23 protein-coding genes are annotated in these 23,531 nt (G+C 35.1%); 11 read left to right on the forward strand and 12 right to left on the reverse strand.

Translation table 11 applies throughout. The features are described from left to right. Nucleotides 1-73 precede the first annotated feature (73 nt). The 4 genes from ACH0B5_RS06645 to ACH0B5_RS06660 all read left to right on the forward strand — a co-directional run bounded on the left by ACH0B5_RS06645 (nucleotide 74) and on the right by ACH0B5_RS06660 (nucleotide 4,275). Nucleotides 74-1,132, forward strand: a complete 1,059-nt coding sequence (locus ACH0B5_RS06645) for an ABC transporter ATP-binding protein (protein ID WP_341362812.1) — start codon at nucleotides 74-76, stop codon at nucleotides 1,130-1,132. Then, nucleotides 1,122-2,030: an ABC transporter ATP-binding protein gene (locus ACH0B5_RS06650; RefSeq protein ID WP_341362811.1), complete on the forward strand. Its 909-nt coding sequence runs from the start codon at nucleotides 1,122-1,124 to the stop codon at nucleotides 2,028-2,030. The genes ACH0B5_RS06645 and ACH0B5_RS06650 overlap by 11 nt, the downstream gene beginning before the upstream one ends. Before the next feature lie 360 nt (nucleotides 2,031-2,390). Continuing rightward, a complete protein-coding gene (gene rsgA, locus ACH0B5_RS06655) occupies nucleotides 2,391-3,461 on the forward strand; it encodes a ribosome small subunit-dependent GTPase A (RefSeq protein ID WP_406927612.1) in 1,071 nt (356 codons plus the stop codon). Nucleotides 3,462-3,666: 205 nt separating this feature from the next. Further along, a complete protein-coding gene (locus tag ACH0B5_RS06660; protein WP_406927613.1) occupies nucleotides 3,667-4,275 on the forward strand; it encodes a DedA family protein in 609 nt (202 codons plus the stop codon). A 40-nt stretch (nucleotides 4,276-4,315) separates the two neighbouring features. Here ACH0B5_RS06660 and ACH0B5_RS06665 read toward each other — a convergent pair whose 3' ends face one another. After that, entirely contained in the window at nucleotides 4,316-5,524 is a 1,209-nt protein-coding gene (locus ACH0B5_RS06665; RefSeq protein WP_406927614.1) for an MFS transporter, read from the reverse strand. A 428-nt stretch (nucleotides 5,525-5,952) separates the two neighbouring features. Between ACH0B5_RS06665 and ACH0B5_RS06670 the strand changes: the two genes are divergently transcribed. After that, entirely contained in the window at nucleotides 5,953-7,182 is a 1,230-nt protein-coding gene (locus ACH0B5_RS06670; RefSeq protein ID WP_406927615.1) for an MFS transporter, read from the forward strand. A 55-nt stretch (nucleotides 7,183-7,237) separates the two neighbouring features. Here the strand turns inward: ACH0B5_RS06670 and ACH0B5_RS06675 are convergent, their stop codons facing one another. From ACH0B5_RS06675 to ACH0B5_RS06695, 5 genes are all read right to left on the reverse strand, one after another. Continuing rightward, nucleotides 7,238-8,422, reverse strand: a complete 1,185-nt coding sequence (locus tag ACH0B5_RS06675; protein WP_122972141.1) for an NAD(P)/FAD-dependent oxidoreductase — start codon at nucleotides 8,420-8,422, stop codon at nucleotides 7,238-7,240. A 37-nt stretch (nucleotides 8,423-8,459) separates the two neighbouring features. Further along, nucleotides 8,460-8,882 (reverse strand): helical membrane plugin domain-containing protein, encoded by a 423-nt coding sequence (locus tag ACH0B5_RS06680; RefSeq protein WP_122972140.1) that lies wholly within the window; start codon nucleotides 8,880-8,882, stop codon nucleotides 8,460-8,462. A gap of 401 nt (nucleotides 8,883-9,283) precedes the next feature. Next, nucleotides 9,284-9,799, reverse strand: coding sequence for an isoprenylcysteine carboxyl methyltransferase family protein (locus ACH0B5_RS06685; protein WP_241559312.1), 516 nt, complete (start codon nucleotides 9,797-9,799; stop codon nucleotides 9,284-9,286). Between the two features lie 55 nt (nucleotides 9,800-9,854). Beyond that, complete coding sequence (locus tag ACH0B5_RS06690; RefSeq protein WP_341362808.1) at nucleotides 9,855-10,937, reverse strand: type III polyketide synthase; 1,083 nt, start codon at nucleotides 10,935-10,937, stop codon at nucleotides 9,855-9,857. A 175-nt stretch (nucleotides 10,938-11,112) separates the two neighbouring features. Then, complete coding sequence (locus ACH0B5_RS06695; protein WP_341362807.1) at nucleotides 11,113-11,877, reverse strand: MerR family transcriptional regulator; 765 nt, start codon at nucleotides 11,875-11,877, stop codon at nucleotides 11,113-11,115. Between the two features lie 182 nt (nucleotides 11,878-12,059). On the opposite strand from ACH0B5_RS06695, the gene ACH0B5_RS06700 reads away from it, so the two are divergent. The 5 genes from ACH0B5_RS06700 to ACH0B5_RS06720 all read left to right on the forward strand — a co-directional run bounded on the left by ACH0B5_RS06700 (nucleotide 12,060) and on the right by ACH0B5_RS06720 (nucleotide 16,900). Next, complete coding sequence (locus tag ACH0B5_RS06700; protein WP_122972137.1) at nucleotides 12,060-12,692, forward strand: GntR family transcriptional regulator; 633 nt, start codon at nucleotides 12,060-12,062, stop codon at nucleotides 12,690-12,692. 179 nt (nucleotides 12,693-12,871) lie between these two features. Continuing rightward, nucleotides 12,872-14,071, forward strand: a complete 1,200-nt coding sequence (locus ACH0B5_RS06705) for a quaternary amine ABC transporter ATP-binding protein (protein WP_122972136.1) — start codon at nucleotides 12,872-12,874, stop codon at nucleotides 14,069-14,071. Then, nucleotides 14,064-14,915 carry an ABC transporter permease gene (locus ACH0B5_RS06710; protein ID WP_122972135.1) on the forward strand — a complete coding sequence of 284 codons (852 nt, stop codon included), beginning with the start codon at nucleotides 14,064-14,066 and terminating at the stop codon, nucleotides 14,913-14,915. Before ACH0B5_RS06705 ends, ACH0B5_RS06710 begins: the two co-directional genes overlap by 8 nt. 13 nt (nucleotides 14,916-14,928) lie before the next feature. Continuing rightward, nucleotides 14,929-15,822, forward strand: coding sequence for a glycine betaine ABC transporter substrate-binding protein (locus ACH0B5_RS06715; RefSeq protein WP_122972134.1), 894 nt, complete (start codon nucleotides 14,929-14,931; stop codon nucleotides 15,820-15,822). A 157-nt stretch (nucleotides 15,823-15,979) separates the two neighbouring features. Continuing rightward, nucleotides 15,980-16,900, forward strand: a complete 921-nt coding sequence (locus ACH0B5_RS06720; protein WP_341362806.1) for a glycine betaine ABC transporter substrate-binding protein — start codon at nucleotides 15,980-15,982, stop codon at nucleotides 16,898-16,900. 61 nt (nucleotides 16,901-16,961) lie between these two features. Here the strand turns inward: ACH0B5_RS06720 and ACH0B5_RS06725 are convergent, their stop codons facing one another. After that, nucleotides 16,962-17,948 (reverse strand): YeiH family protein, encoded by a 987-nt coding sequence (locus ACH0B5_RS06725; protein WP_341362805.1) that lies wholly within the window; start codon nucleotides 17,946-17,948, stop codon nucleotides 16,962-16,964. A 106-nt stretch (nucleotides 17,949-18,054) separates the two neighbouring features. Between ACH0B5_RS06725 and ACH0B5_RS06730 the strand changes: the two genes are divergently transcribed. Next, on the forward strand, nucleotides 18,055-18,927 hold the full coding sequence (locus ACH0B5_RS06730) for a LysR substrate-binding domain-containing protein (protein ID WP_341362804.1): 873 nt from the start codon (nucleotides 18,055-18,057) through the stop codon (nucleotides 18,925-18,927). 15 nt (nucleotides 18,928-18,942) lie between these two features. Here the strand turns inward: ACH0B5_RS06730 and ACH0B5_RS06735 are convergent, their stop codons facing one another. The 5 genes from ACH0B5_RS06735 to ACH0B5_RS06755 form a co-directional block, all read right to left on the reverse strand. Next, nucleotides 18,943-19,392, reverse strand: coding sequence for a hypothetical protein (locus ACH0B5_RS06735; protein ID WP_122972130.1), 450 nt, complete (start codon nucleotides 19,390-19,392; stop codon nucleotides 18,943-18,945). 323 nt (nucleotides 19,393-19,715) lie between these two features. Continuing rightward, nucleotides 19,716-20,417: an ABC transporter permease gene (locus ACH0B5_RS06740; RefSeq protein ID WP_406927616.1), complete on the reverse strand. Its 702-nt coding sequence runs from the start codon at nucleotides 20,415-20,417 to the stop codon at nucleotides 19,716-19,718. Beyond that, complete coding sequence (locus ACH0B5_RS06745; protein WP_406927617.1) at nucleotides 20,414-21,262, reverse strand: ABC transporter ATP-binding protein; 849 nt, start codon at nucleotides 21,260-21,262, stop codon at nucleotides 20,414-20,416. The genes ACH0B5_RS06740 and ACH0B5_RS06745 overlap by 4 nt, the downstream gene beginning before the upstream one ends. Before the next feature lie 146 nt (nucleotides 21,263-21,408). After that, nucleotides 21,409-22,359, reverse strand: a complete 951-nt coding sequence (locus ACH0B5_RS06750; RefSeq protein WP_406927618.1) for a LytTR family transcriptional regulator DNA-binding domain-containing protein — start codon at nucleotides 22,357-22,359, stop codon at nucleotides 21,409-21,411. A 137-nt stretch (nucleotides 22,360-22,496) separates the two neighbouring features. Next, nucleotides 22,497-23,363 (reverse strand): AraC family transcriptional regulator, encoded by an 867-nt coding sequence (locus ACH0B5_RS06755; RefSeq protein ID WP_341362800.1) that lies wholly within the window; start codon nucleotides 23,361-23,363, stop codon nucleotides 22,497-22,499. Nucleotides 23,364-23,531 lie beyond the last annotated feature (168 nt).

Consider the following 23,531-nt stretch of genomic DNA (forward strand, 5'->3'; position numbering starts at 1 on the left):
ATTCAATGCTGTTGGGGACGGATTACGAGATGCACTAGATCCAAAATTACGTAAATAGAAGAAGGTGAAAAGGATGAGAAAAAAATTGTTAGAAGTTAATGATTTGAAAATTAACTTCAAAACATATGCAGGAATTGTACAAGCTGTTCGTGGGGTTAGCTTTGAACTGTATGAGGGTGAAACGTTAGCCATCGTTGGAGAATCAGGTTCAGGGAAAAGTGTAACGAGTAACTCTATTATGAAATTAATTCCTCAACCGCCTGGTATTTATGCTGGTGGACAAATATTATTTGATGGCCGCGACTTAGTTCCATTGTCTGAGAAAGAAATGGCAAAAGTTCGAGGAAATGATATTGCGATGATTTTCCAAGATCCAATGACGGCTTTAAATCCGACAATGCGAGTAGGACGACAAATTACGGAAGTTATTTTGAAACATAATAAAGATGTTTCAAAGGCTGAAGCAAAAGAGCGAGCGATTAAATTGTTAGAGCTAGTTGGGATTCCAATGCCAGAAAAACGTTTCCGCCAATATCCCCATGAGTTTAGTGGTGGGATGCGCCAGCGGGTTGTCATTGCCATTGCGTTAGCGGCGGATCCAAAATTATTGATTGCCGATGAGCCAACAACAGCTCTTGATGTAACGATTCAAGCTCAAATTTTAGAATTAATGAAGGATATTCAAAAGAAAAGTAATACATCAATTATTTTCATTACCCACGATCTAGGTGTTGTAGCTAATGTTGCAGACCGAGTTGCCGTTATGTATGCAGGGCAGATCGTTGAGTACGGAACAGTAAATGATATTTTCTATAATCCGAAACATCCATATACGTGGGGTCTATTAGGTTCAATGCCAGACTTGAAAAACAACGTGAAAGAAGAATTGCGTACAATTCCAGGTTCACCACCGGACTTAATTCATCCACCACAAGGAGATGCTTTTGCGCCGCGTAATGAATTTGCGATGGCGATTGATTATGAAATGGAACCGCCAATGTTCCAAGTATCCGAAACCCACTATGCAAAAACTTGGTTATTACATCCGGACGCTCCAAAGGTTCCGGTTCCAGAAGCAATTCAACAGAGAATTGAAGGCTATTTAAAGGAGGCTGAAGAGAGTGGCAAATAAGTTATTAGAAGTAAAAAACTTAAAACAATATTTCGGTTCTTCAGCTAACCCTATTAAAGCGGTTGATGGTATTAGTTTTGACGTGTATGAAGGGGAAACCCTTGGTCTAGTAGGGGAATCTGGTTGTGGGAAATCTACTACAGGTCGCTCAATTATTCGTCTGTATGATATTACGGATGGTGAAATTTTATTTAAAGGTAAAAATATTCACGCAGCGAAATCTCGTAAAGAGTTAAAAGAATTTAACCGAGAGATGCAAATGATTTTCCAAGATCCATACGCTTCATTAAACCCTCGTATGACAGCCGGGGAAGCGATTAGTGAAGGTTTCGACATTCATGGTCTTTATAAAGATAAAAAAGAACGTCGTGAACATATTGGAAATTTATTAGAGGCAGTTGGTTTAAACCGAGAACATGCAAATCGTTATGCCCATGAGTTTTCTGGTGGTCAACGTCAACGTATTGGGATTGCACGGGCATTAAGTTTAAATCCAAGTTTTATCATTGCCGATGAACCGATATCCGCTCTGGACGTATCGATTCAAGCACAAGTCGTCAACTTATTGAAAAAATTACAAAAGGAACGTAACTTAACGTACTTATTTATCGCCCATGATTTATCGATGGTGAAGTACATAAGTGATCGTATCGCAGTAATGTATAGAGGGAAAATTGTAGAGCTTGGAGAAGCGAATGAAATTTACAATAATCCAATCCATCCATATACAAAATCATTACTTTCAGCGGTACCCCTTCCGGATCCGTTAACGGAAAGAAAGCGTCAAAGAATTCCATACGTACATGAAGAAACAGACGAACAATTAAGTGTTCATGAAGTATTACCTGGCCATTTTGTACTTGGCTCTGATAGTCAAATTAAAAAATGGAGTAAGTAAACATTTTCGAAAGGGACATTCTCGTAAAGAGATGTCCCTTTCTTTATTAGGTAGCTAATTGGTATACCAACATTAAATTGACATTTTTTGAAAATCGGAATATAATAAACAGAATAATAAGAAAAGAGAGGTGAAGTATCATGGCAACTGTATATGCGATTGTTCAAAAGCGATTTGGTTTGTCTAATTTCACTCACCTCAATAATGGATATTAAAGATCCTTGCCTATTAGGCTTGGAAGTATTTTAATTTACCTCTTGAACGTGATGAACCCTTATGGCTGCCAAATCGCAGCTCATAAGGGTTTTTAATTTACTGCGGAAAATAACCGCTAAATTATCATTTTAGGAGGTCCATCCATTGAATTTAAAATCTTTAGGTTTTACAACATTTTTTGAAGAACAATATACGTCTTTTTTAAAAGAAGAAAAATATAAAAACTGTGTTCCTGCCCGTGTTCTTTTAGAGCATAAACATTCCTATCGGGTATTGTCAGAGCAAGGGGAGTGGTTATCAACAGTAGCAGGACATTTTGTTTACGAGTCCTTTTCACAAGCAGATTTCCCTGCGGTAGGAGACTGGGTGTTAGTGGAAAAAATGGATGGTGAGGAAAGAGGGATCATCCATAAAATTTTTAAACGGAAGTCACAGTTTTCACGGAAAATTGCCGGAAGAAAAGTGGAAGAACAAATTGTAGCATCGAACGTTGATATTGTATTTCTAGTTATGAGTTTGAATGCGGATTTCAACATTCGGCGATTAGAGCGGTATTTAATAGCGGTTTGGGATTCCGGTGCCACTCCTGTCATCGTTTTAACGAAAGCGGATCTATGTGAAGATGTTGACGATTATTTAAGGGAAACAGAGTCTATTGCAATAGGTGTCGATATATTTGTTACGAGCTCTTATACGGGTGAAGGAATAGAACAAATCCGAGCATTTTTTAATGAAGGGGTAACAGGTGCTTTGCTTGGTTCCTCTGGTGCAGGAAAATCTACTTTAATGAATGCTTTATATGGTGAGGATATTATGAAAGTATCCGGTATTCGGGAAGATGATGCAAAGGGAAGACATACAACAACTCACAGGGAGCTAGTATTTTTATCTGGCTGTGGGTGTTTGATTGATACACCAGGAATGAGAGAGTTGCAGTTATGGGATCAAGGTGAGAGCTTAGCATCAAGTTTTCAAGATATTGAAGAGCTATCAACTAGTTGTCGTTATCGAGATTGTACCCATAAAAAAGAACCGGGTTGTGCGGTCGTCCAGGCCATTGATAACGGTGATTTAGAATTTTCCAGATTGCAAAGTTATTTTAAACTCCAAAAGGAATTAGCCTTTATGGAAAGAAAGACAAATACACAAGAAAAATTAGCTGAAAAGAGAAAATGGAAGCAAATCTCGAAAGGGCTTAAGAAAAAGTATAAGTAATTTTTATCCCTTTTCTTAGGAACCATTTTCCTTCTATAAAGTCATATACAATAAAGCCAATGTAGTTTTCGTTGGCTTTTTTTCATTTTTATTTCACGAATGTCTTAAAGAAAATTTGAATAGGGTTGTATAATAGAGTAGCATTATATTGGAAATAAGATAATAAATGAAAGAAAAAATATGAAAGAATATAAGGAGAGTATGAATGGAAAATTGGATTACTACGGTGATGGAGGAATTTGGATACATAGGTGTTTTCTTATTAATCATGTTAGAAAATTTATTTCCTCCAATACCGTCAGAAGTTATTTTAACCTTTGGTGGATTTTGGACGACGCAATCGGATTTATCTGTTTTTGGAGTAGTTGTCGCATCTACGATTGGTTCAGTAGTAGGGGCTATTATTCTTTATGGAATAGGTGCCCTTGTCGGTATTAAAAGAATTGAACGGTTTGTGGATCGATGGGGGAAAGTTCTACGTCTCACTAGTAAAGATATTCATAAAGCGAATTCTTGGTTTGAAAAGTATGATGTATGGACTGTATTTTTCTGCCGCTTTATTCCTTTAATTCGTAGTTTAATTTCATTACCAGCTGGATTAGCTAAAATGAACTTTTTTACATTCCTACTACTTACAACGTTAGGTACATTAATTTGGAATTTGGTTTTAGTTAACATAGGTGCTGCTGTGGGAGAATCGTGGGAAACGATTGTTCACTACATGGACATCTATTCCAATATTGCGTATGCGGTCCTTGCGATTATTTTCATTGTTGTGGTCGTTCGATTTTATCAAAAAAAGATGCGAAGTTAAAAGTATGGAGGCACCTTATGAAAGGATGCCTCCATATTTTTTATGCTGTTTTTTCGACTTTATCTTTCGGTAAGAAGAATGCAACAATTAGCAGTATAGGTAAGACGGAAACGATTTGAATTGTCGTTTCAATCCCAATCTTATCGAGTAAAAAGCCGATAACGACAGCACCAATTGCGCCCATTCCAAAGGCAAATCCCGTTGTAAGTCCAGCCATCGTCCCAATTTTACTTGGAACTAATTCTTGGGCATATACAACTGTAACGGAGAAACTAATCATAATAAGCGTACCGATAATAATTAAGAAAATAAGAACAACCCAAATCGGCATATATGGTAATAGTAAACAGAAAGGAAGGGGTCCTACTACCGAAAGAATGATCACGTTTTTTCTACCGATACGGTCAGAAAGTGACCCTCCAAAAAAAGTACCTAATACACCAAAAGCCATAAAAATAAAAATAAACACTTGTCCGGTTTTTAAATTTAAATCATAATGATCCATTAAGTAAAAGACATAAAAGTTCGTAATGTTCGTTGTGTAAAAAGAGCGAGCAAAAATAATGGTAAGTAATAAACCTAACGCAATCCCAACTTGTTTTTTAGTTAAAGGCGGTAATGAGGAAATTAATATTTTCTTTTTCTTTTGTTGTGATTTTTCTGCCTCTAATTGGCGTATATACCATCTAGATATTTGGAGAAGAAGGGCAATTCCAATGGTTGCTAAAAGCAGTACAATGGCTTCTCCATGCTGACCGTAAACATCTAAAATAAAAGCACTAATTAAAGGGGCAAGGGCTTGTCCGGAATTTCCGCCTACTTGATAAATCGACTGGGCCAGACCCCGTTTATTTCCAGCTGACATAAAGGATACCCGTGAGCCTTCGGGATGAAATACAGCTGAACCAAAACCTAAAAATAGGACGGAAATTAAAATAAGCCAGTAACTTTCTGCCAATACAAGGAGTAATAAGCCGACGAAGGCACTCATCATCCCAATAGGTAATGCAAAGGGCATTGGTTTTTTATCACTAACGAATCCTACTACAGGTTGTAAAGCAGAGGAGAACATATTTAAAACAAAGGAAATAATGCCCAACTCAGTAAAGGATAAACCTAAATCCCGTTCAAGTAATGGAAACATAGCTGGAACAACGGATTGCATCGTATCATTGATTAGATGGGCTACTCCAATTGCAATCATAACTGGATAGATTGGATTATTTAAAGCTGCTTTTGTATCACTCATTGTTTATTCACACCTTCATATTTGACTCGTATTTACAATTATACCCCTCTCATCTTATTTTCATATAGATATTTATAGTTTTGGAAAATATTATGCTATAATGGGCTTACTTAAAGGAATGGAGGGTTTTCAAAATGCAATCAGTTAGACTACGTTTCCAAAATTCGAACCGTTAATGCAATACGTTCAAACCTCAATGAATTTGTGGGGTAAATGGAATTGGTCTAACTTAAATCGAGTAACTTATTCAATTTTTCATATAAACGGAATCCTTAGAATAAGTATGAGCGAATGACATTTTGTTAATCAATAGCCATTTACTAAATTTGAAATTTCCACCTGTATTTTGGTTTCTGACTCGTATAGTAATTAACGTTTCTAAGCGATTTGAAAAAACAAAATCAATTAGAAAAGGATGTAATATCTAAATGAATCAAAAAGAACAGGTTACCAATGAAAAGTGGAAGAAAAACATTACGCTCTTTTTAGGGAGTCAAACGATATCGTTATTCGGTTCTTCCCTTGTACAATATGCCATCATGTGGTATATCACATTAACAACTCAGTCGGGAATTATGATGACGATTTCGATTATATGCGGATTTGTTCCTACTTTTTTCCTTGCACCTTTTGCAGGAGTGTGGGCAGATCGATTTAATCGTAAATATTTAATTATGATTGCGGATTCAATGATTGCCATTTCAACGTTAATTTTAGCCATCTTGTTTTTAAATGGTTATAATTCGATGTGGTTATTGTTTGTTATGTATGCAATACGAGCGATAGGCACAGGAATACAAACACCTGCTGTTGGCGCCATTTTGCCTCAAATCGTACCGGAAGAAAAACTGACAAAAGTAAACGGAGCAAATGGTAGTATACAAGCTTTTGTTATGTTGTTATCACCGATGATTAGTGCTGGACTATTGTCAGTGACTACATTAGAGATGATATTCTTTATCGATGTGATTACAGCTGCTATAGCAGTACTAACGTTACTATTCTTTTTGAAAATTCCCCTTCATGCAAAGGCAATGGAAACACAAAAAGTTGGGTATTTTAATGACTTTAAAGAAGGTTTAAACTACATTAATCAGCATGCATTTTTAAAGAAATTTTTTATGTTTTTTGCCTTTTTCTTTGTGTTAGCTGCACCTGCCTCATTTTTAACACCATTACAGGTAACGCGAACCTTTGGAGCGAATGAATGGTATTTATCTGCTATTGAGGTTGCCTTCTCTATTGGAATGATAGTGGGTGGGATTGTAATAGCTTCTTGGGGAGGATTTAAAAACAAAACCCATACGATGGCTTTATCCGCCTTTGTTTTTGGTCTTTGTACATTGCTATTAGGAATTGTTCCAGTATTTTGGATTTACTTAATATTTATGGGAATCATTGGATTGATAATGCCGTTGTTTAATACGCCGGCAACTGTCTTACTTCAAGAAAAGGTTGAACCGGATTTCTTAGGCAGAGTTTTTGGTGTATTAACGATGATCTCAACTTCTATGATGCCCTTGGGAATGTTAGTATTTGGACCGATTGCGGATATAATTGCGATTGAATGGCTTTTAATTGGTACAGGAATATTAATTTTCATATTAAGTTTCTTCTTATTAGGAAGCAAAGTTTTATTAGAAGCAGGAAAAAATTAAATGAATATACAAAAAAGAAGATTTCGTTTAATACGAAATCTTCTTTTTTGTTTAATTAATATGCTAAACCGTATAATGCTTTAATATGTGCTAAGTAACGAACGTGACTTGCTTCTTTCATTAATGAAGCAGGAAGACCTTTTAATGGAATATTGTTACCACCAACTGTTGCTACACCATCTTTGCGTCCAAGGCTAGCAAGAGTACCGGAGTTAACAGGATTAAATACTTCTAGTTTTTGACCTTCGATTGTTGCATATAAATTGTAACCAGCAGTTTCACCCATTTGCCATGCAATTTGTGCTGTAGGTGCGAAGAGTGGACGACCACCATCTGCTGGTAAAGCAACAGAAGCATCACCTACAACAAATACTTCTGGATGAGAAGTAGATTGTAAGTATTCGTTAATGATCGCTTTACCACGGTCACATGCTAAACCTGATTCTTGAACTAGAGGAAGAGCAGCAACTCCACCTGTCCAAATGAATGTGTTTGCTTCGATAACCGTACCGTCTTTTAATGAAATTTTGTTACCTTCAACACCAGTAACAGGAAGGCCAGTTAAGAATTCAACACCACGAGCTGATAAGCTTTCAGTAGCGCGTTGGATTAAGTCATCCGGAAGTACTGGTAAGATTTTCGGACCTGCTTCAACTAGCTTAATGTTTAGATCTTTAAAGTCGATACCGTATTTTCTAGCAACTTTAGGGAAGTTATCAACGATTTCACCAACTAATTCAACACCAGTTAAACCGCCACCGCCGATCACGATAGTTGCATCTGCAGGATTTTTGGATTTAGCATAAGCAGCAATTTTACTTTCGATATGTTTGTTGATGCGATTAGCATCATCAACAGATTTTAATACCATGCTGTTTTCTTCTAATCCAGGAATTCCGAAGAAACCAGTTTGGCTACCAAGGGCAACAACTAGGTTGTCGTATGATAAGACAGAACCATCTGCTAAATAAACTTCTTTATTGGCAACTGAGAATGATTTCACTTCTTGGATAACTACGTTAACATCTTTATCTTTAAATAGTTTAGTTAATGGGAATGAAATTGCAGGTTCTGAAATTGTACCACCTGCAAGACGGTGTAATTCTGTAATCAATTGATGAGTTGGATATTTATTTACTACAGTAACTTTTGCTTCATCTTTATTTAAATATTTACGTAATGTTAGAGCAGTTAGTAATCCACCATAACCTGCACCTAAGATGACGATTTCTTTTGACATGATTAATCCTCCGTCCATACTATTGTTTAAAAGTGAACTATTCTTGAGATTTACGTTCTGCTTGGATTTCTAAAAAGGCATTGGCGAAACGGAAAAGTTTTTGAGCTTCTGGATCTTTCATTAATTTTAATAACCCAAATATACCGATGTTTTCGTTCGTTGCATCTGCACGATCTTTCGCTTCGATTGCCGTTGCAGCAAGAGTTTTAACCGAACCGATAACAGGCTCTGACATTTCTTTAATAGCATTTACAGTATCGCTCTTTAAGACTTCATCAGTTGCAACTAATTGAGCAAAGTCATAAGCTTTTGTTAATAGAGTAACAACCTCAGTTAACTTTGGTAATTGTTCAACTAAAGTCGTTAACGATTCTTGAACTTCAGGTTTTAATAATTGATCAAGTAAATCTTGTTTTCCTTGGCTTACTGCTTGTTGAGCTTGAGTCAATTCTTCTGACATATCCAATTCTCCTTTACATTTTGCATTTTATGCATTTTGTTAGTTAGAAAAAGTTTGAAAATCATTTCACATATAGTCACACATTAATAGAAATCCAACTATTATTTCCACGATGTGAAATTTGTATCATCGTATATCATGATAGTATAAATATGTTTTAAATCATAGTTCTTTCTAAAAAATGTAGTTGGAATGGAACAATTATGAATTTTTTTCTAAGAAAAGTAATTACTAAGAAGTATATTCAAAATGAAAATTTATTTATAAATATTAAATTGGTAAAATGGGTGTGAATAAGTCACTATGTGTGCTGTATAGTTTGCATTATACGACTTTTCCCATGGAATTTCTAATAAATATATATTATTTATGATTATTACATGATATAGTCCATAAAAAATTTAACATTCATTAGATGAATCATTTGGAACCGAAGACGATACTTTCCTATTAAAAGTTTTACTATAGTTGGTTGCTTCTATTAATGCCTTTTCTTCGGTAGGAATACGTATCGATAGCATAATAAAATTCAAAATCGTAAAACAAACAGCTGTAAAATAAGCTTGAAACATTAAGGGAAGAAGTAAAATTTCCGTACATACGACGAGATAATTTGGATGTCGAACAAATAAATAAGGTCCTTTTTTAACTACTTTGGCTGATGGAAGAATAATGATTTTCGTATTCCAAAAAGGTCCAAGGGAAATTAAACACCAAATTCTTAAAGCTTGGACTAGTAAAAAGACGATAAAAAGTAATAAAAACCACGGTGATATGGTACGTTCAAATAGGATGACTTCACCAATTAAACTAATAAAAAAACTAACGTGGAGGGCAATCATAAATGGATAATGGGAACCTCCCACTTCGTAGGCACCGGCTGATAACATTTTTTTCTCATTTCTTTTAGCAACCATCACTTCAATAATTCTTTGTAGAATGACAATCGAAACAAATAGTAAAAAGAACAAGTTAATCCCTCCATTGAAGTAATACTGCTTCTCCGCTAAAGCCAGGTCCAAGGGCAACTAATAAGCCAAAAGCATCTGATTTTGTTTCTTTTAGCATAAATTGTTCCAATACATAATGGACAGTAGGAGAAGACATATTTCCATTTTTCTGAAGAACTTCCCGAGAAATAGCGGTATGTTGTTCTGTCATGTTTAACGTTTGTTCATAAGCCTTTAATACTTTTTTTCCACCAGGATGAGCGACAAGATATTCTAGTTGTTCCTTTGACAACTGTTGTTCCTGTAAAAAGTCATCAATAAATGGTCCCAACCATTTACTTATAATAGAAGGAATATCTCTCGAGAAGATAACGTGTAACCCATCATTTTTTAAATCCCATCCCATCACATCCTCAGAATTAGGCATCCATTTTGAAGCCGTATTTAAAATATAGGGCACCATTTTATTCGTTTTTACGAACGCTTCATCACCACATACTAAAAGGCAAGCGACACCATCAGCGAAAAGGGATGCCCCAACTAAATTACTTTTTGAATAATCATTTTGTTGAAAGGTTAAACTACAAAGCTCAACACAAACGACGAGTACTTTTTCCTTTGGATGGGCTAAACAATAGTCATAAGCACGACTTAAACCGGATGCTCCACCGGCACAGCCTAATCCCCATATCGGTAATCGTTTTATGCGATCTGAAAAGTTTAGCTTATTCATTATTCTTGCATCAATACTAGGTGTGGAAATACCCGTACTGGATACAAAAATAATGGCATCAATATCGGGTGGCGTAAGGGGGTGTGTTAAAAATTGGGTGTTTTGAAGACAAGATTCAATGGCCTTTATACTATATTCAGTCGCTAACTGAATATATAAATCATTTCGCTCTTCAAAGGTGTGTTTTGTTCGGTGCCACTCTAATGGAACAGAGAAATGGCGTTGTTTTATCTCTCCATTTTCGAATACTTTCAATAACCGATCGAGTTGCGGTATTTTATCTCGAAAAAGTTCTTTAGTAAGTTGTTCTATATTGACTTGTTCTAATGTATAGGGTGGATTATATGTACTAACAGAAGCAATTTTTGGCATACTGAATCTCCTTTTTAATAATAGTCTTTCCATAGGAAAATCAAATATGCAAAATGAATGGGATATTCAACTTTATAAAAATTTCGTTTCATTCTATATTTGTGCAAAAAAATGGGTGCCAACAATGAATTGACACCCGTGTGCTCGTGGTTTTTTATTACTTCAAACGATTGATTTATTTTTGTTGTTTGATGAAATGGACAATAGCGTCTCGTAAAAATTCGGTTCCACCATCAACGACTTTATCGTAATAAGCTTTGAAACGTTCGTCCGCAACATACATTTCCGCTAATCCGATATGGGCTTCTTTAGAGTAAGAAGGCCATGTAAAGGTTAACCACTCTTTATGTTTTTTTGCGAGCTCATTTGCTAATGGCGAGGTTGGCTCATTTGTTGCGAAAGCTTTCGGAAGAAGTTCAAGAATTTCTTCTCCTAATCGAGTCATCGCATCATAATCTTCCTTTGACATATTTTTAAACTTGGCATTGGAATTTTCCACGACATCGTTACCATATTTTTGACGTATCTCATCACCATATTGTTGTTCATTTTCTGCAATTAATTGATCTTTGAACGCTTCAAACTTTTCATCATTTTGCATAATAATTTCTCCTTTCTCGTGAGCAATCGTTTTCTTAACGGTCTCGATTAATTTATCCAGGCGAGCACGTTTTTGTACAAGTTCCTTGTAATGGCGCTGTAATGCTTCTGTTTGATTGAAGTTTGGATTATTCATTATAGTAGTAATCGTTTCTAAATCGACATCTAATTCTCGAAAGAAAAGAATTTGTTGTAGACGATCTACTTCTTTTTGTCCGTAAATTCGGTAGCCTGAACTATTTACTCTTGCTGGTTTAAGCAAATTTATTTCATCGTAATAACGCAATGTTCGAGCACTAACATTCGCTAATTTTGCTAATTTACTAATGGTGTACTCCACTTTTATCCCCCCTGTTAACATCATCATAAAGGTTTACGTAACGAGAATGTCAACAAAAAATAATCTCTTTTTCAATAAGTGAAATAAAATACTAGCTACTTGACCTAATTGTCGATTACTATAAGATTCAAAGACCATACTGTGGATTAATAAATGAATAAAGCTTCGGAAGGTAAATCAAAATGGAAAATAAAAAACTACAAGTAAAGCAACCTAAATATCAAAAGATTGCTGCAGATATTGCATCTAAAATTGTAGAGAAAAAATATTTAGTTGGTGAAAAAATATATGCTAGATCTTCATTGGCAAGTCAATACGGAGTATCTGCTGAAACAGCTAGGCGAGCCATTGCTATTCTGCAAGATTTAGAAATTGTGGAAGCTACAAAGGGAAGTGGGGTTGTCATTAAATCATATGAGAAGGCAGCCCAATTCGCTCACCAATTTTTAGAAGTACAATCAATTTATCAAGTTCAATTGGAAATGCTTGAAAGTATTAAAAGACAAAAGGAAGAACTAAATGTGTTGCAAGAAACGACCGAATTACTTGTAAACCGTACAGAACGTTTTAAATCTGTAAATCCCTTTGTTCCTTTTCAAGTCGAAATTGAAGAAAGTTGCCCCTATATTTCCCAATCCATTGGGATGATTAACTTTTGGCAAAATACAACGGCTACTATTGTAGGTATACGGAGAGAGAATGATTTAATTATTTCACCAGGCCCATACGCTACTTTTCAACATCACGATATCATATATTTCATCGGAAATGATGAATGTCTAGAACGCGTTCAAAAATTTTTATATCCCAATTAATGTAAGCTGCAGATGCTAATGACTTAGCATTTGTAGCTTTTTTAATGAATTTTGCTATTTTCTTCTTAATAGTTTACGAGGTTGTTAATTTGACACAAGTAACAACCTTTTGTTAGCATTAAGTTGTCACTTTTGTTGTAACCTATTTGTAACATACAAAAATAGGAAAGGAGATTGGTATGGAGAAGATTAGAGTGGAGCACGTCACAAAAATTTTCGGTAAGCATGTAAGTAGTGCCTTAAAGCTTGTCGAAGAGAAAAAAAGTAAGACGGAAATTTTAGAAAAAACAGGAGCAACGATTGGAGTATATGATGCAAATTTCACTGTCAATGAAGGTGAAATATTTGTCATTATGGGCCTTTCTGGTAGTGGTAAATCTACGTTAGTAAGATTGCTAAATAACCTCATTGAGACTACAAGCGGCAGTATTTACATAGATGGTGAAGATATCTCCAAAATGAATAAACAACAGCTCAGAAAAATTCGACGTGAAAAAATGAGCATGGTGTTTCAAAACTTCGGTTTATTCCCTCAACGTACAGTTCTCGCCAATACAGAGTATGGATTAGAAGTGCGAGGCATTTCTAAAGAAGAGAGAAGATTGAAAGCAGAAAAGGCTTTAGATAACGCTGGATTATTACCATATAAGGATCAATATCCGAGTCAACTTTCAGGTGGTATGCAGCAACGGGTCGGTTTAGCAAGAGCATTAGCGAATGACCCTGATATTTTATTAATGGATGAAGCTTTTTCTGCTCTCGATCCACTTATACGTAAAGAAATGCAAGATGAATTATTAGATTTACAACAAAAAGTGAAGAAAACGATTATTTTCATTACCCATGATTTAAACGAAGCATTGCGAATTGGCGACCGCATTGCCCTCATGAAGGATGGTAAAATTATTCAAATTGGTACGGGAGAGGAAATATTAACGAATCCGGCTAATGATTATGTCAAAACATTCTTGGAAGATGTTGACCGTTCAAAAGTGTTAACAGTTGAAAATGCGATGATACGTCCAATTACAGTCAATATTGAACTAGATGGACCGAAAGTAGCGCTTCAACGTATGCGAGAAGAAGAGGTTAGTGTTTTACTAGCTATTGACAAAAAGAGAGAGTTTAAAGGTTATATTACTGCAGACGATGCGTTGGAAGCTGCAAAACGTGGTGAAAAAAGTGTTGTTAGTTTCTTGAAAACAGATATGCCTACAGTACCGAAGGATATGCTTATTCAAGATGTGTTAGGTCTTATTTCGGAATCACCGACTCCTATTGCAGTTGTCAATGAAAATAAATTAGTCGGTGTGTTAATTAGAGGCGTTGTCATTCAATCGCTTGCTTCTGAAAATGAGGGGGTGACAAAGGATGAGTAAATTGCTAGATAGTATTCCTACATTACCTGTAGCAGAAACTGTTGAAAATATAATGGACTGGTTAACTGGAAGTTTTTCACCTCTCTTTGACTTTGTTCAAAATGGTGGTAAAACAGCAATGGAATTCATTACTAATATGCTTGTTGCAATTCCACCAGTTATATTTATTTTAATTATTGCGCTAATAGCGTTCTTTGCAACAAAAAGGAAATTTGGTTTAGCAGTATTCTCAATAGTCGGTTTGCTCTATATATACAACCAAGGCTTATGGGATGAGCTAATGAATACGATAACTCTTGTCATATTTGCAAGTATTATTGCCATCATCATTGGTATTCCATTTGGGATATTAATGTCTAAAAGTTCAATTGCAGAAGCCATTATTAAACCGGTACTAGATTTTATGCAAACAATGCCTGGTTTTGTTTATTTAATCCCTGCTGTAGCTTTCTTCGGTATTGGTGTTGTACCAGGGGTTTTTGCTTCAGTAATTTTTGCACTACCGCCTACAGTTCGTTTTACCAACCTAGGTATTAGACAAGTACCAAAGGAATTAGTAGAAGCTGCAGATTCTTATGGTAGTACAGGATGGCAAAAGTTAATAAAAGTAGAACTGCCACTAGCAAAATCTACAATTATGGCAGGTGTTAACCAAACCGTACTTCTATCATTATCGATGGTTGTTATTGCATCAATGATTGGTGCCCCTGGATTAGGACGGGAAGTTTTATCTGCTTTGCAACGTGCTCAAGTTGGAAATGGCTTTGTTGCAGGACTTAGTCTTGTTGTATTCGCCATTATTATTGACCGTTTAACGCAAAGCTTAAATAAAAAGAAATCATAGAGAGGGAGATTGGATGAACTTAAAAAAATTGAAAATAATGGGTTTAGCATTAGGTATGGGTGCATTGCTCGCTGCTTGTAGCGGTTCCGATGAAGGAGCAAAGGATTCAGAGAATGCGGCTACAAAAAACGAATCAAAAGAAATTAATTTGGCCTATGTTGAGTGGGATACAGAAATTGCTTCAACCCATGTAGTAGGAAAAGTGTTAGAAGACTTAGGTTATGATGTATCACTAACTCCACTTGATAATGCGATTATGTGGGAAGCTGTTGCAAACGGGGAAGCCGATGCGATGGTAGCAGGATGGTTACCGAATACCCATGGCGCACAATATGAACAATATAAAGATAGTTTAGTAGAATTAGGCGAAAATTTATCCGGTGCTAAAATTGGCTTAGTCGTTCCTTCTTATATGGATGTTGATTCGATCGAAGATTTAACAGATGAAGCAAACAAAACGATTACTGGTATTGAACCAGGTGCAGGGGTTATGGCCGCAACGGAACAAGCGTTAGAAGAGTATGAAAACTTAGCAGATTGGGAGCTACTGCCATCTTCTTCTGGTGCAATGACTGTAGCTTTAGGTCAAGCAATAGAGAATGAAGAAGACGTAATTGTTACAGGCTGGTCTCCACACTGGAAATTTTCATCATATGATTTGAAATATTTAGAAGACCCTAAAGGTGTATTTGGTGGCGAAGAAACAATTAACACATTTGCCCGTCAAGGGTTAGAAGAAGATATGCCTGAAGCTTATCAAGTATTGGATGCTTTCCATTGGACAACAGAAGATATTGAATCCGTAATGCTTGAAATTAATTCAGGGGTTGATCCAAAAGAAGCTGCTGCAAACTGGGTTGAAGAAAACGCAGACACAGTAGCTGAATGGACAAAAGGCGTAGAGTAATAGAGTAATAGAGTAACTTATACAAAGATACATGATTAGTTTCCGATAAAAAATCTATATTCATTGCGTATGATAAGAAAATGACTGTCATTGCAAAAAAATAAAAGGAGTTATCTAAACATTAGATAACTCCTTAAATTATAAGGAGTTAGAAAAATTGAAGAAATTAAACTTATTGAATATAACCCTTGGTATATTTGTTACTCTGCTATTGACTGGCTGTGGCAGTGATTCAGCGACAGACACAAAAAATAATGGAGAGGTACAAGGAAGTAGTTCGAATCTAGGCGAACAGTTAAACTATAAAATTACAGGAATAGAACCTGGAGCCGGAACGACAGAGCTTGCTCGAAACACTTTAGAGGAATATGAAAACTTGGATGGGTGGGAACTTTTAGAAAGCTCCACTGCAGGTATGTTATCCTCATTGGATAAAGCCATAAAAAATGAAGAACCAATTATTGTAACAGGTTGGACTCCCCATTGGATGTTTGCTAATTATGATTTGAAATATTTAGAAGATCCAAAAGGTACATTTGGCGGAATTGAAAATATCAATACAATTGTAAGAAAAGGTTTCAAAAAGGAGATGCCAGATGCTTATAAAATAGTCGATCGATTTTATTGGGAACCAAAAGATATGGAAGAAGTCATGTTTGCTGCTCAAGATATTTCATTTGAAGAAGCAGCAAAAAATTGGGTTGAAAAAAATCAAGATCAGGTTGCTGAATGGACGGAAGGAACAGAGAAAGTAGACGGTAAAGAGATTGAATTAGTATCAACACCATGGGATACTGAACGTGCCTCGGGTAACGTGTTAAAAACAGTATTGGAACAGCAAGGGTATAAGGTAACATTAACACCTGTCGACCCGGTTATTATGTTCCAAGCGATTGCGACGGGGGAAGGCGATGTATCGGTTGCTCCTTGGTTACCGGCAACTCATGCTTCTTTTTATGAACAATATAAGGAAGATATCGTGGATCTAGGTGAAAACTTAACAGGTGCAAAGATTGGTATGGTTGTACCTAAATATATGCATATTGATTCAATCGAAGATTTACAGCCTAAAGAATAATTAATCAACTAACAATAATGAGATAAAAAATGTACTTTCCGATTTCGGAAAGTACATTTTTTTATACAATCCACCATGTGAATAAAGTTAATAAAATGGAAGTAAAGAGCAGGGTGAGAAATGGTTTTAATGCATTTTTCTTTATTTTTCTTAAATCAACGGACATCCCTAAGGCGGCCATTGCCACCGTTAAAAGAAAGGAAGCAATAGCGGCAATGTTTTCTTGAAAGGATATTGTCATCCAACCTTTTTGTAACCCGATGGTACTGATAATAGAAACAAGAATGAAACCGAATAGAAAGTATGGGAAGGATGCTTTCTTTTTAGCGTTTTTCCTTTTCATTGAAACAATGAAGACAATAATCAACGTTATAGGAAAAAGAAGTAACACACGACTTAACTTACTTAAAATTGCTGGTGTTAACGATTCATCTCCGTAGGATGAACCAGCAAGTAGTGCATGGGCAATTTCATGGAGACTAAATCCGACCCACTGGCCATATATATCAGGGGGCATATTGGTTAACGTTGCTATAACAGGTGCAAACAAAGCAAATATCGTTCCTACACAAGCAATCATTCCAATAGCTAGTGCTGTATCCTCTTCATCCGAATCAAGGATGGAAGATACTGCGCCGATTGCAGCAGCTCCACATATCCCAGTGCCAGATCCTAGTAAAAGTAAAAGTTTATGATCGACTCCAAAGGCTTTACCGATAGTAAAAGTCATAAAGAGAGCAAAAATAATGACAATCGTTGCGCGGAAAAGTAGAGGAAATCCTTCATCGACAATCATTTGAATATTTAGTCGTACTCCATATAAAATAATCGCTAAACGTAAAATCATTTTGGAAGAGAATTGAATACCGCTTCGAAGGGTTTCGGGATATTGAAATACATTACGATAAATAATAGCTAGTAAAAGGGCAATTGCCACTGGCCCTATAAAAGAAAAAATGGGGATTAAACTTATGCTATAAGCTAAAAAAGTAATAAAAACCATCAATAAAATGCCTAAATAAAATCCAGTCGTTGTATATTTGGTCATACAATAATGCCTCACTTTCAACTACAATGGTAATATGGATGGAGTATAAACAAAAATTAATTATATTGATGAAATATATAAGTGATTGCTTATGATAGGGGAATTTATGAATCAAAAAATAACGGTATTTTTAAAAATTGTTGAGCTTGGCAGTTTTTCAAAGGCTGCAGAATCTTTATATATGACCCAACCGGCTGTCAGTCAATTTATTAAGAGTTTAGAAAAGGATTTAGGGGTTATTTTGTTTGATCGGTCGTCTAAGTCGTTACATTTAACCGCAGCAGGGCTAGTAGCCTTTCAGTATTGTTTGGAAATGAAGAAACTATCCGATAATATGACTCAATCTTTAAACGAATTAATGAATGTAGTTAAAGGTCCACTCATGATAGGAGCTAGTTATTCCTACGGAGAATATATTCTTCCTTCTAAATTAGCGGAATTTATAAAACGGTATCCGTTAGTAAAACCGAGTGTCCAAATAAAAAATACATCGGAAATCGCCCAGGAAATGATAAATAAAAAAATTGATATTGGAATTATAGAGGGGATCATTGAACCATCTCGTATTGTATGTGAAAAACTTACAACGGATAGAATGGTTGTTGTCTCAAATGAACCGAATACAGAGATTGGCCATGAAACAACTTGGATAGCACGGGAAAATGGTTCAGGTACCCGTTCTGCAACAGAACGTTTTTTTGAGAAACATCATTTGGAACCGAACAAAGTGTTGGAATTTGGTAGCACCCAATTAATAAAAGGCGCAGTAGAAGAAGGGGTAGGAGTAACGTTATTATCGAAATGGACTGTACAGCAAGAAGTGGCAAATAAAAAGTTATTTATCGTGGATGAAGAAAAATTTTTTTACGAACGGGATTTTTATATGATTTATTTAAAAACACCTTTTCAATCAAAAACGACCGAAATGTTTTTAAAATTTATACGAGAAACATCAAAAAAAGGTGATGAATTAGTTTAAATTCATCACCTGAACTTATTTATTAATGTGATCATAACCAACTACAGTCCATATACCAGTAGGATCTTGTCGAACTAGTCTTTTTAAATAAACGTATTTAATTAATGTTTGTGTATCGTTGACTTCAACAATGGCTGAATCCATTGTGCTGTGTAAAAGCTTAAGACTTTCTTTTGGAATCGGATAATCTCCCTCTATACCTTCAGGGGATATTTTTAAACTAACAAAAACTTGTGTCGTAGCTATAGGATCTAAGCGCCAAGGAGAATGTCCCTCATCTACACTTTTTTGAGTATTTTTTTCTTCCGTTAAATCATAAGGTACCTCTACTTGTGGGTTGATATCATATTCTTTCGCTTGAACAGGAAAGATAATATTATTGTATATATCGACACTTTCTAGTTCAATGATGAGCTGATTGGATTCAAGATATGCAGGAATAGCATTTCCCTCTATAATGTCCACAGTTAAAACCTCCGTCTTTATTAGGAATGTTAAGACATTACCGTTATTATTTACAGTAAGTTCTTTTTTATGAATGACCTTCTTACAAAAGACTGTTGTTGCTTCTCATAGTATCAATCGAATCCGCATTTTATGGAGTAGTCATTATGATATAAAACAAACATCCCGATATATAGTTGAAGGTTATATGGAATTAAAGTGAATTATCCTTTTCAAGTATTGTGCCAATATATTAGGAAATAATACATTATTAGATTCATGTATTTTTTTATTCTTTTATAAAACGTGATTTGATAACAGTTAAAGATGGTTTTTGTATTCGTTTAATCAACCATTCGTCTTTTATAAAGGAAGAAGGTAAATAACCATGTGATGATTGCCCAAATAAGTATCGTCATAATGGGAATTAGAACATCAAAAGATGTATAACTTCCTTCTATTGACGCTGCTAATAATATGATTTGAGTACTCGGTAACCATTCTGCCACCTGTAATGCAGGAATTTTTTCAGCTAATACCGTTACAAAAGGACCGAAGGAATACAATAATATAATTGGTAAAATCACAACGGAAGCTTCTAAAATTGTTTTTGTAAAAAGTGCACCTAGTGTTCCTAAGCCAGTATAAAAAACAATCGAAAGGAATAACGCAATTCCTAAAATAAGCCAATTTCCAGGTTTATATCCGACTAGAAAAATCGAAAGTAAGACCGTAAGAGCTGAAATGGACAATACGAGTAAACTTTTTCCTAATAATATATCCAACAATGTAGCCGGTGATAACATTAAACTACGAAGAGTATTTCGTTCTTTTTCTTCTGCGATTAAACAACATTGTACAAAGGCAGTAACGGAAGAAAAGGTTAAATTAATGGGCAAAAAGTATGCCTGTAAATTATTTACATCTGTTTTGTTGTAAATAAAAGCCATAATTAGAGGTAAAAGAACCATTATTGAAACGGCATAATTCCGTGAAAACTCTTTATAATCTTTAATGAAAATTGCTTGAATACGAGAAAAATTCATATTAAATCACTCCCAGTCACTTGTAAGAATATGTCCCCTAAAGTCGGTTCGTTCGTATAAATACGAGAGATCAATCCACTTCTCATCCAATCGTATACTTTTTTTGCTTCATCCTTACAATTTTCAATACAATGGACACTGCCATCTACTAACTCTACGGTAATCGTGTCATTACCAAACTGTTTTTTTAATTGCTGGGGTGAACCAATCGCTCGGATTTTCCCTTTGTGTAAAAAAGCAATTCGATCACATAAAGTTTCTGCTTCACTCATATCGTGGGTTGTTAGAAAAATCGTCGTACCCATTTCGTTAAGTTTCCTCAATCCGTTATAAATATGTTGTGTATTTACGGGATCAAGGGCAGAAGTAGGTTCATCTAAAAATAACAATTCAGGTTTATGCATAATCGAACGAGCTAACGTAACCCGTTGAATCATACCTTTCGATAATTGGCTTACCTTTTTCTTTCTCTCATCGTATAAATTGACAAATTCTAATGCCTCTTTCACGGAACTAATTGGTAAGTTATACAACTTACTATAAAGTTGTAAATTTTCCTCCACTGATAACCTTAAATATAGTCCACTATTATCTGTTAAAATACCAAAACGTGCTCTATTGGAACTTTTTTGCATTTCTTTAGCATCTTTTCCAAATACAATTGCTTGCCCTTTTGTTTTTGTTAATTGGGCGGTTAAAATTTTGATAGTAGTAGTTTTACCTGATCCGCTAGGTCCTAAAAATCCGAATATTTCTCCTTTTTTAATACTAAACGATACATCGCGTAATGCAGCTTCTTGGTGAAAATGTTTTTGTAAATGTTGAACATCAATTACGTACGTCATTCTCGTTCCTCCTATTAGGTTGAATTAACCTAACAATAAATAGAAACAACGAATATTGCAGTATATTTCCGGTGAAAGGAGTTATTTTTTGATAAAAGGTGTCAAAATTTCTATAAATGGACGATGAAAATTTCCCAGGAAATTGGTCAAATCCCTATAATACGTTTTAATTCGACTAATTTATTTTTAGACAATGGGACAATGTTTTCTTCGGAAGTATGAAGAGATAAACTGTAACTATTACGTGTCCAGGTAATGATTTCTCTAACCTTTTGCAAGTTTACAATATAGGAACGATGGCAACGGAAAAAGCCGAAAGGTGTTAATTTCTGTTCTAATTCATTCAAAGTCATAGAACAAGGATAACCTTCTCCGCCAACATAAACCGAAACTTCTCCTTCAACACTTTCAATATAATCAATTTCAGGAGGATTAAATAAAATGATTTTTTCATTTCGCTTCGTTGGTATTTTTTCAAAGCGAATTGGGCCCGTCTCCGATTTTTCAATCATTAATGGTTCTTCCTCTTTTACGTCTAACTTATGTAAGCCTTTAGAATCTAATCGGAATACGAAATCACTCGCTAAAAAAACATCTTCCATATTATTTGATAACAATATGACAGTTTTTTGTTTTTCTTTTAGTGACAGAAGGCAGTTCAAGACAGTCCTTTTAGAATGCTCATCTAAGTTTTGAAAAGGTTCTTCAATTACCTGAATTGGCTTTTCGTTTATGTAACAAGGGATTAATCGCAACCTTTGTTTTTCACTATATGTTAATTTTTCTAATCTTACATTTCTTCGATCAATGAAATCCAGCAATTGTAATAAACTGGTATTCTCTACTGATGAATGGTAAAGACCTTTCACAAAATTAATGTATTCATTAACAGTTAAGCGATGATACATCCCATTTTCTCTTAGCTCGATATGTATTTTTGAATAAGAAGCAAGTTGTTTTGTTAAATAGTTAATTTTTGCGACATCTGAGTAAATCCCGAAGATGGACTCTTTCTCCAGTTGCATTTCAATCTTTGGGGAGATTAAATTCCCTTCTATAGCAAAGGCATCAATTGTAATAGCCAAATTTTTTTCCATAGTAAGGCCTCCGATTTTTATAAAAGTTAGACTCTAATATGATTATACACAAAAGGAAATAACGGGAAAGTTTACTATTTCTTGATAAGTAAAAGCATAAAGACGCCCGTTAAAAGGAAACGAGCGTCTAGTCATGATTATTTTATTGGAATCCAAATTTCTGAGTAACAATTTGGATCGTTTGGATCATCATCTGAATATACTTCTAACTCAGTAGTTCCTGCCTGTTCGTATGGGTTGGAAGGGAACCATTCAGAATAAATTTTCTTCCAAGTATCTTGCATTGCATGGGGCATTGGTCCATGAACTTCAAAAATAGCCCATTTAGATGAAGGCACTTCGTAGGTTTCGAATCCTTCTGGTACTTCGCCATTATAGGCAGTTGCAATCCAATAATCCATTAATTTTTCATCTTGTTTATATTTCTCTATACTACAGACTCCAAGAATTCCTTTTACTTCTCCGTTATTTAATTCAAACAACCGATCATTCGTTCCATCCTTGTGTACATCATTCCAAAACTGAGGTATGTTTTGGGTGTTCTCCCCGTTTTCATAATTATACGTTCGTTTTACACCAACAATTTGAAATGCTTCTTTTTCAATAATACGGTAGTTCATAGGTACTGCTCCCTCCAATTGAATTTTAATAACGAGGCGATTATAGGATTGTAGCGTTCCCTTTTTCTTACGTGCTTCTGATGGAGAAATACGATGTTGCTTTCGAAAAGCTTTTGTGAAGGACTCAGGTGTTTCATATCCATATTTAAAAGCGATGTCGATGATTTTCTGATCTGTATTGATCAGTTCTTGTGCTGCTAGTGTTAAACGCCGTCTACGTATATAATCGCTAACAGTAATATCTGTTAATATTGAAAATGTACGCTGAAAATGAAATACAGAAGAATTAGCAGCTCGAGCAATTGATTCGATTGTCAGTTCATTGTCTAATAAATTCATTTCTATATAATGTATTGCTTTTTGAATGGACTCTAGCCACCCCATAATGCTCACCTCTATTGTTATCATAATTTGTAATAAATACGTATTCTTGTCTTTTTGTGCTTTCATCGGACAGGTTTAAAATAATAATGAACTACCCGAAAAAGATAATTTAGAATTTTCTATCAATATTATATATGACTTCGTGTACAATGGAAGAAAACTATTTTT

It is taken from the genome of Ureibacillus sp. 179-F W5.1 NHS (assembly GCF_045369345.1).
GTDB lineage: Bacteria > Bacillota > Bacilli > Bacillales_A > Planococcaceae > Ureibacillus > Ureibacillus halotolerans.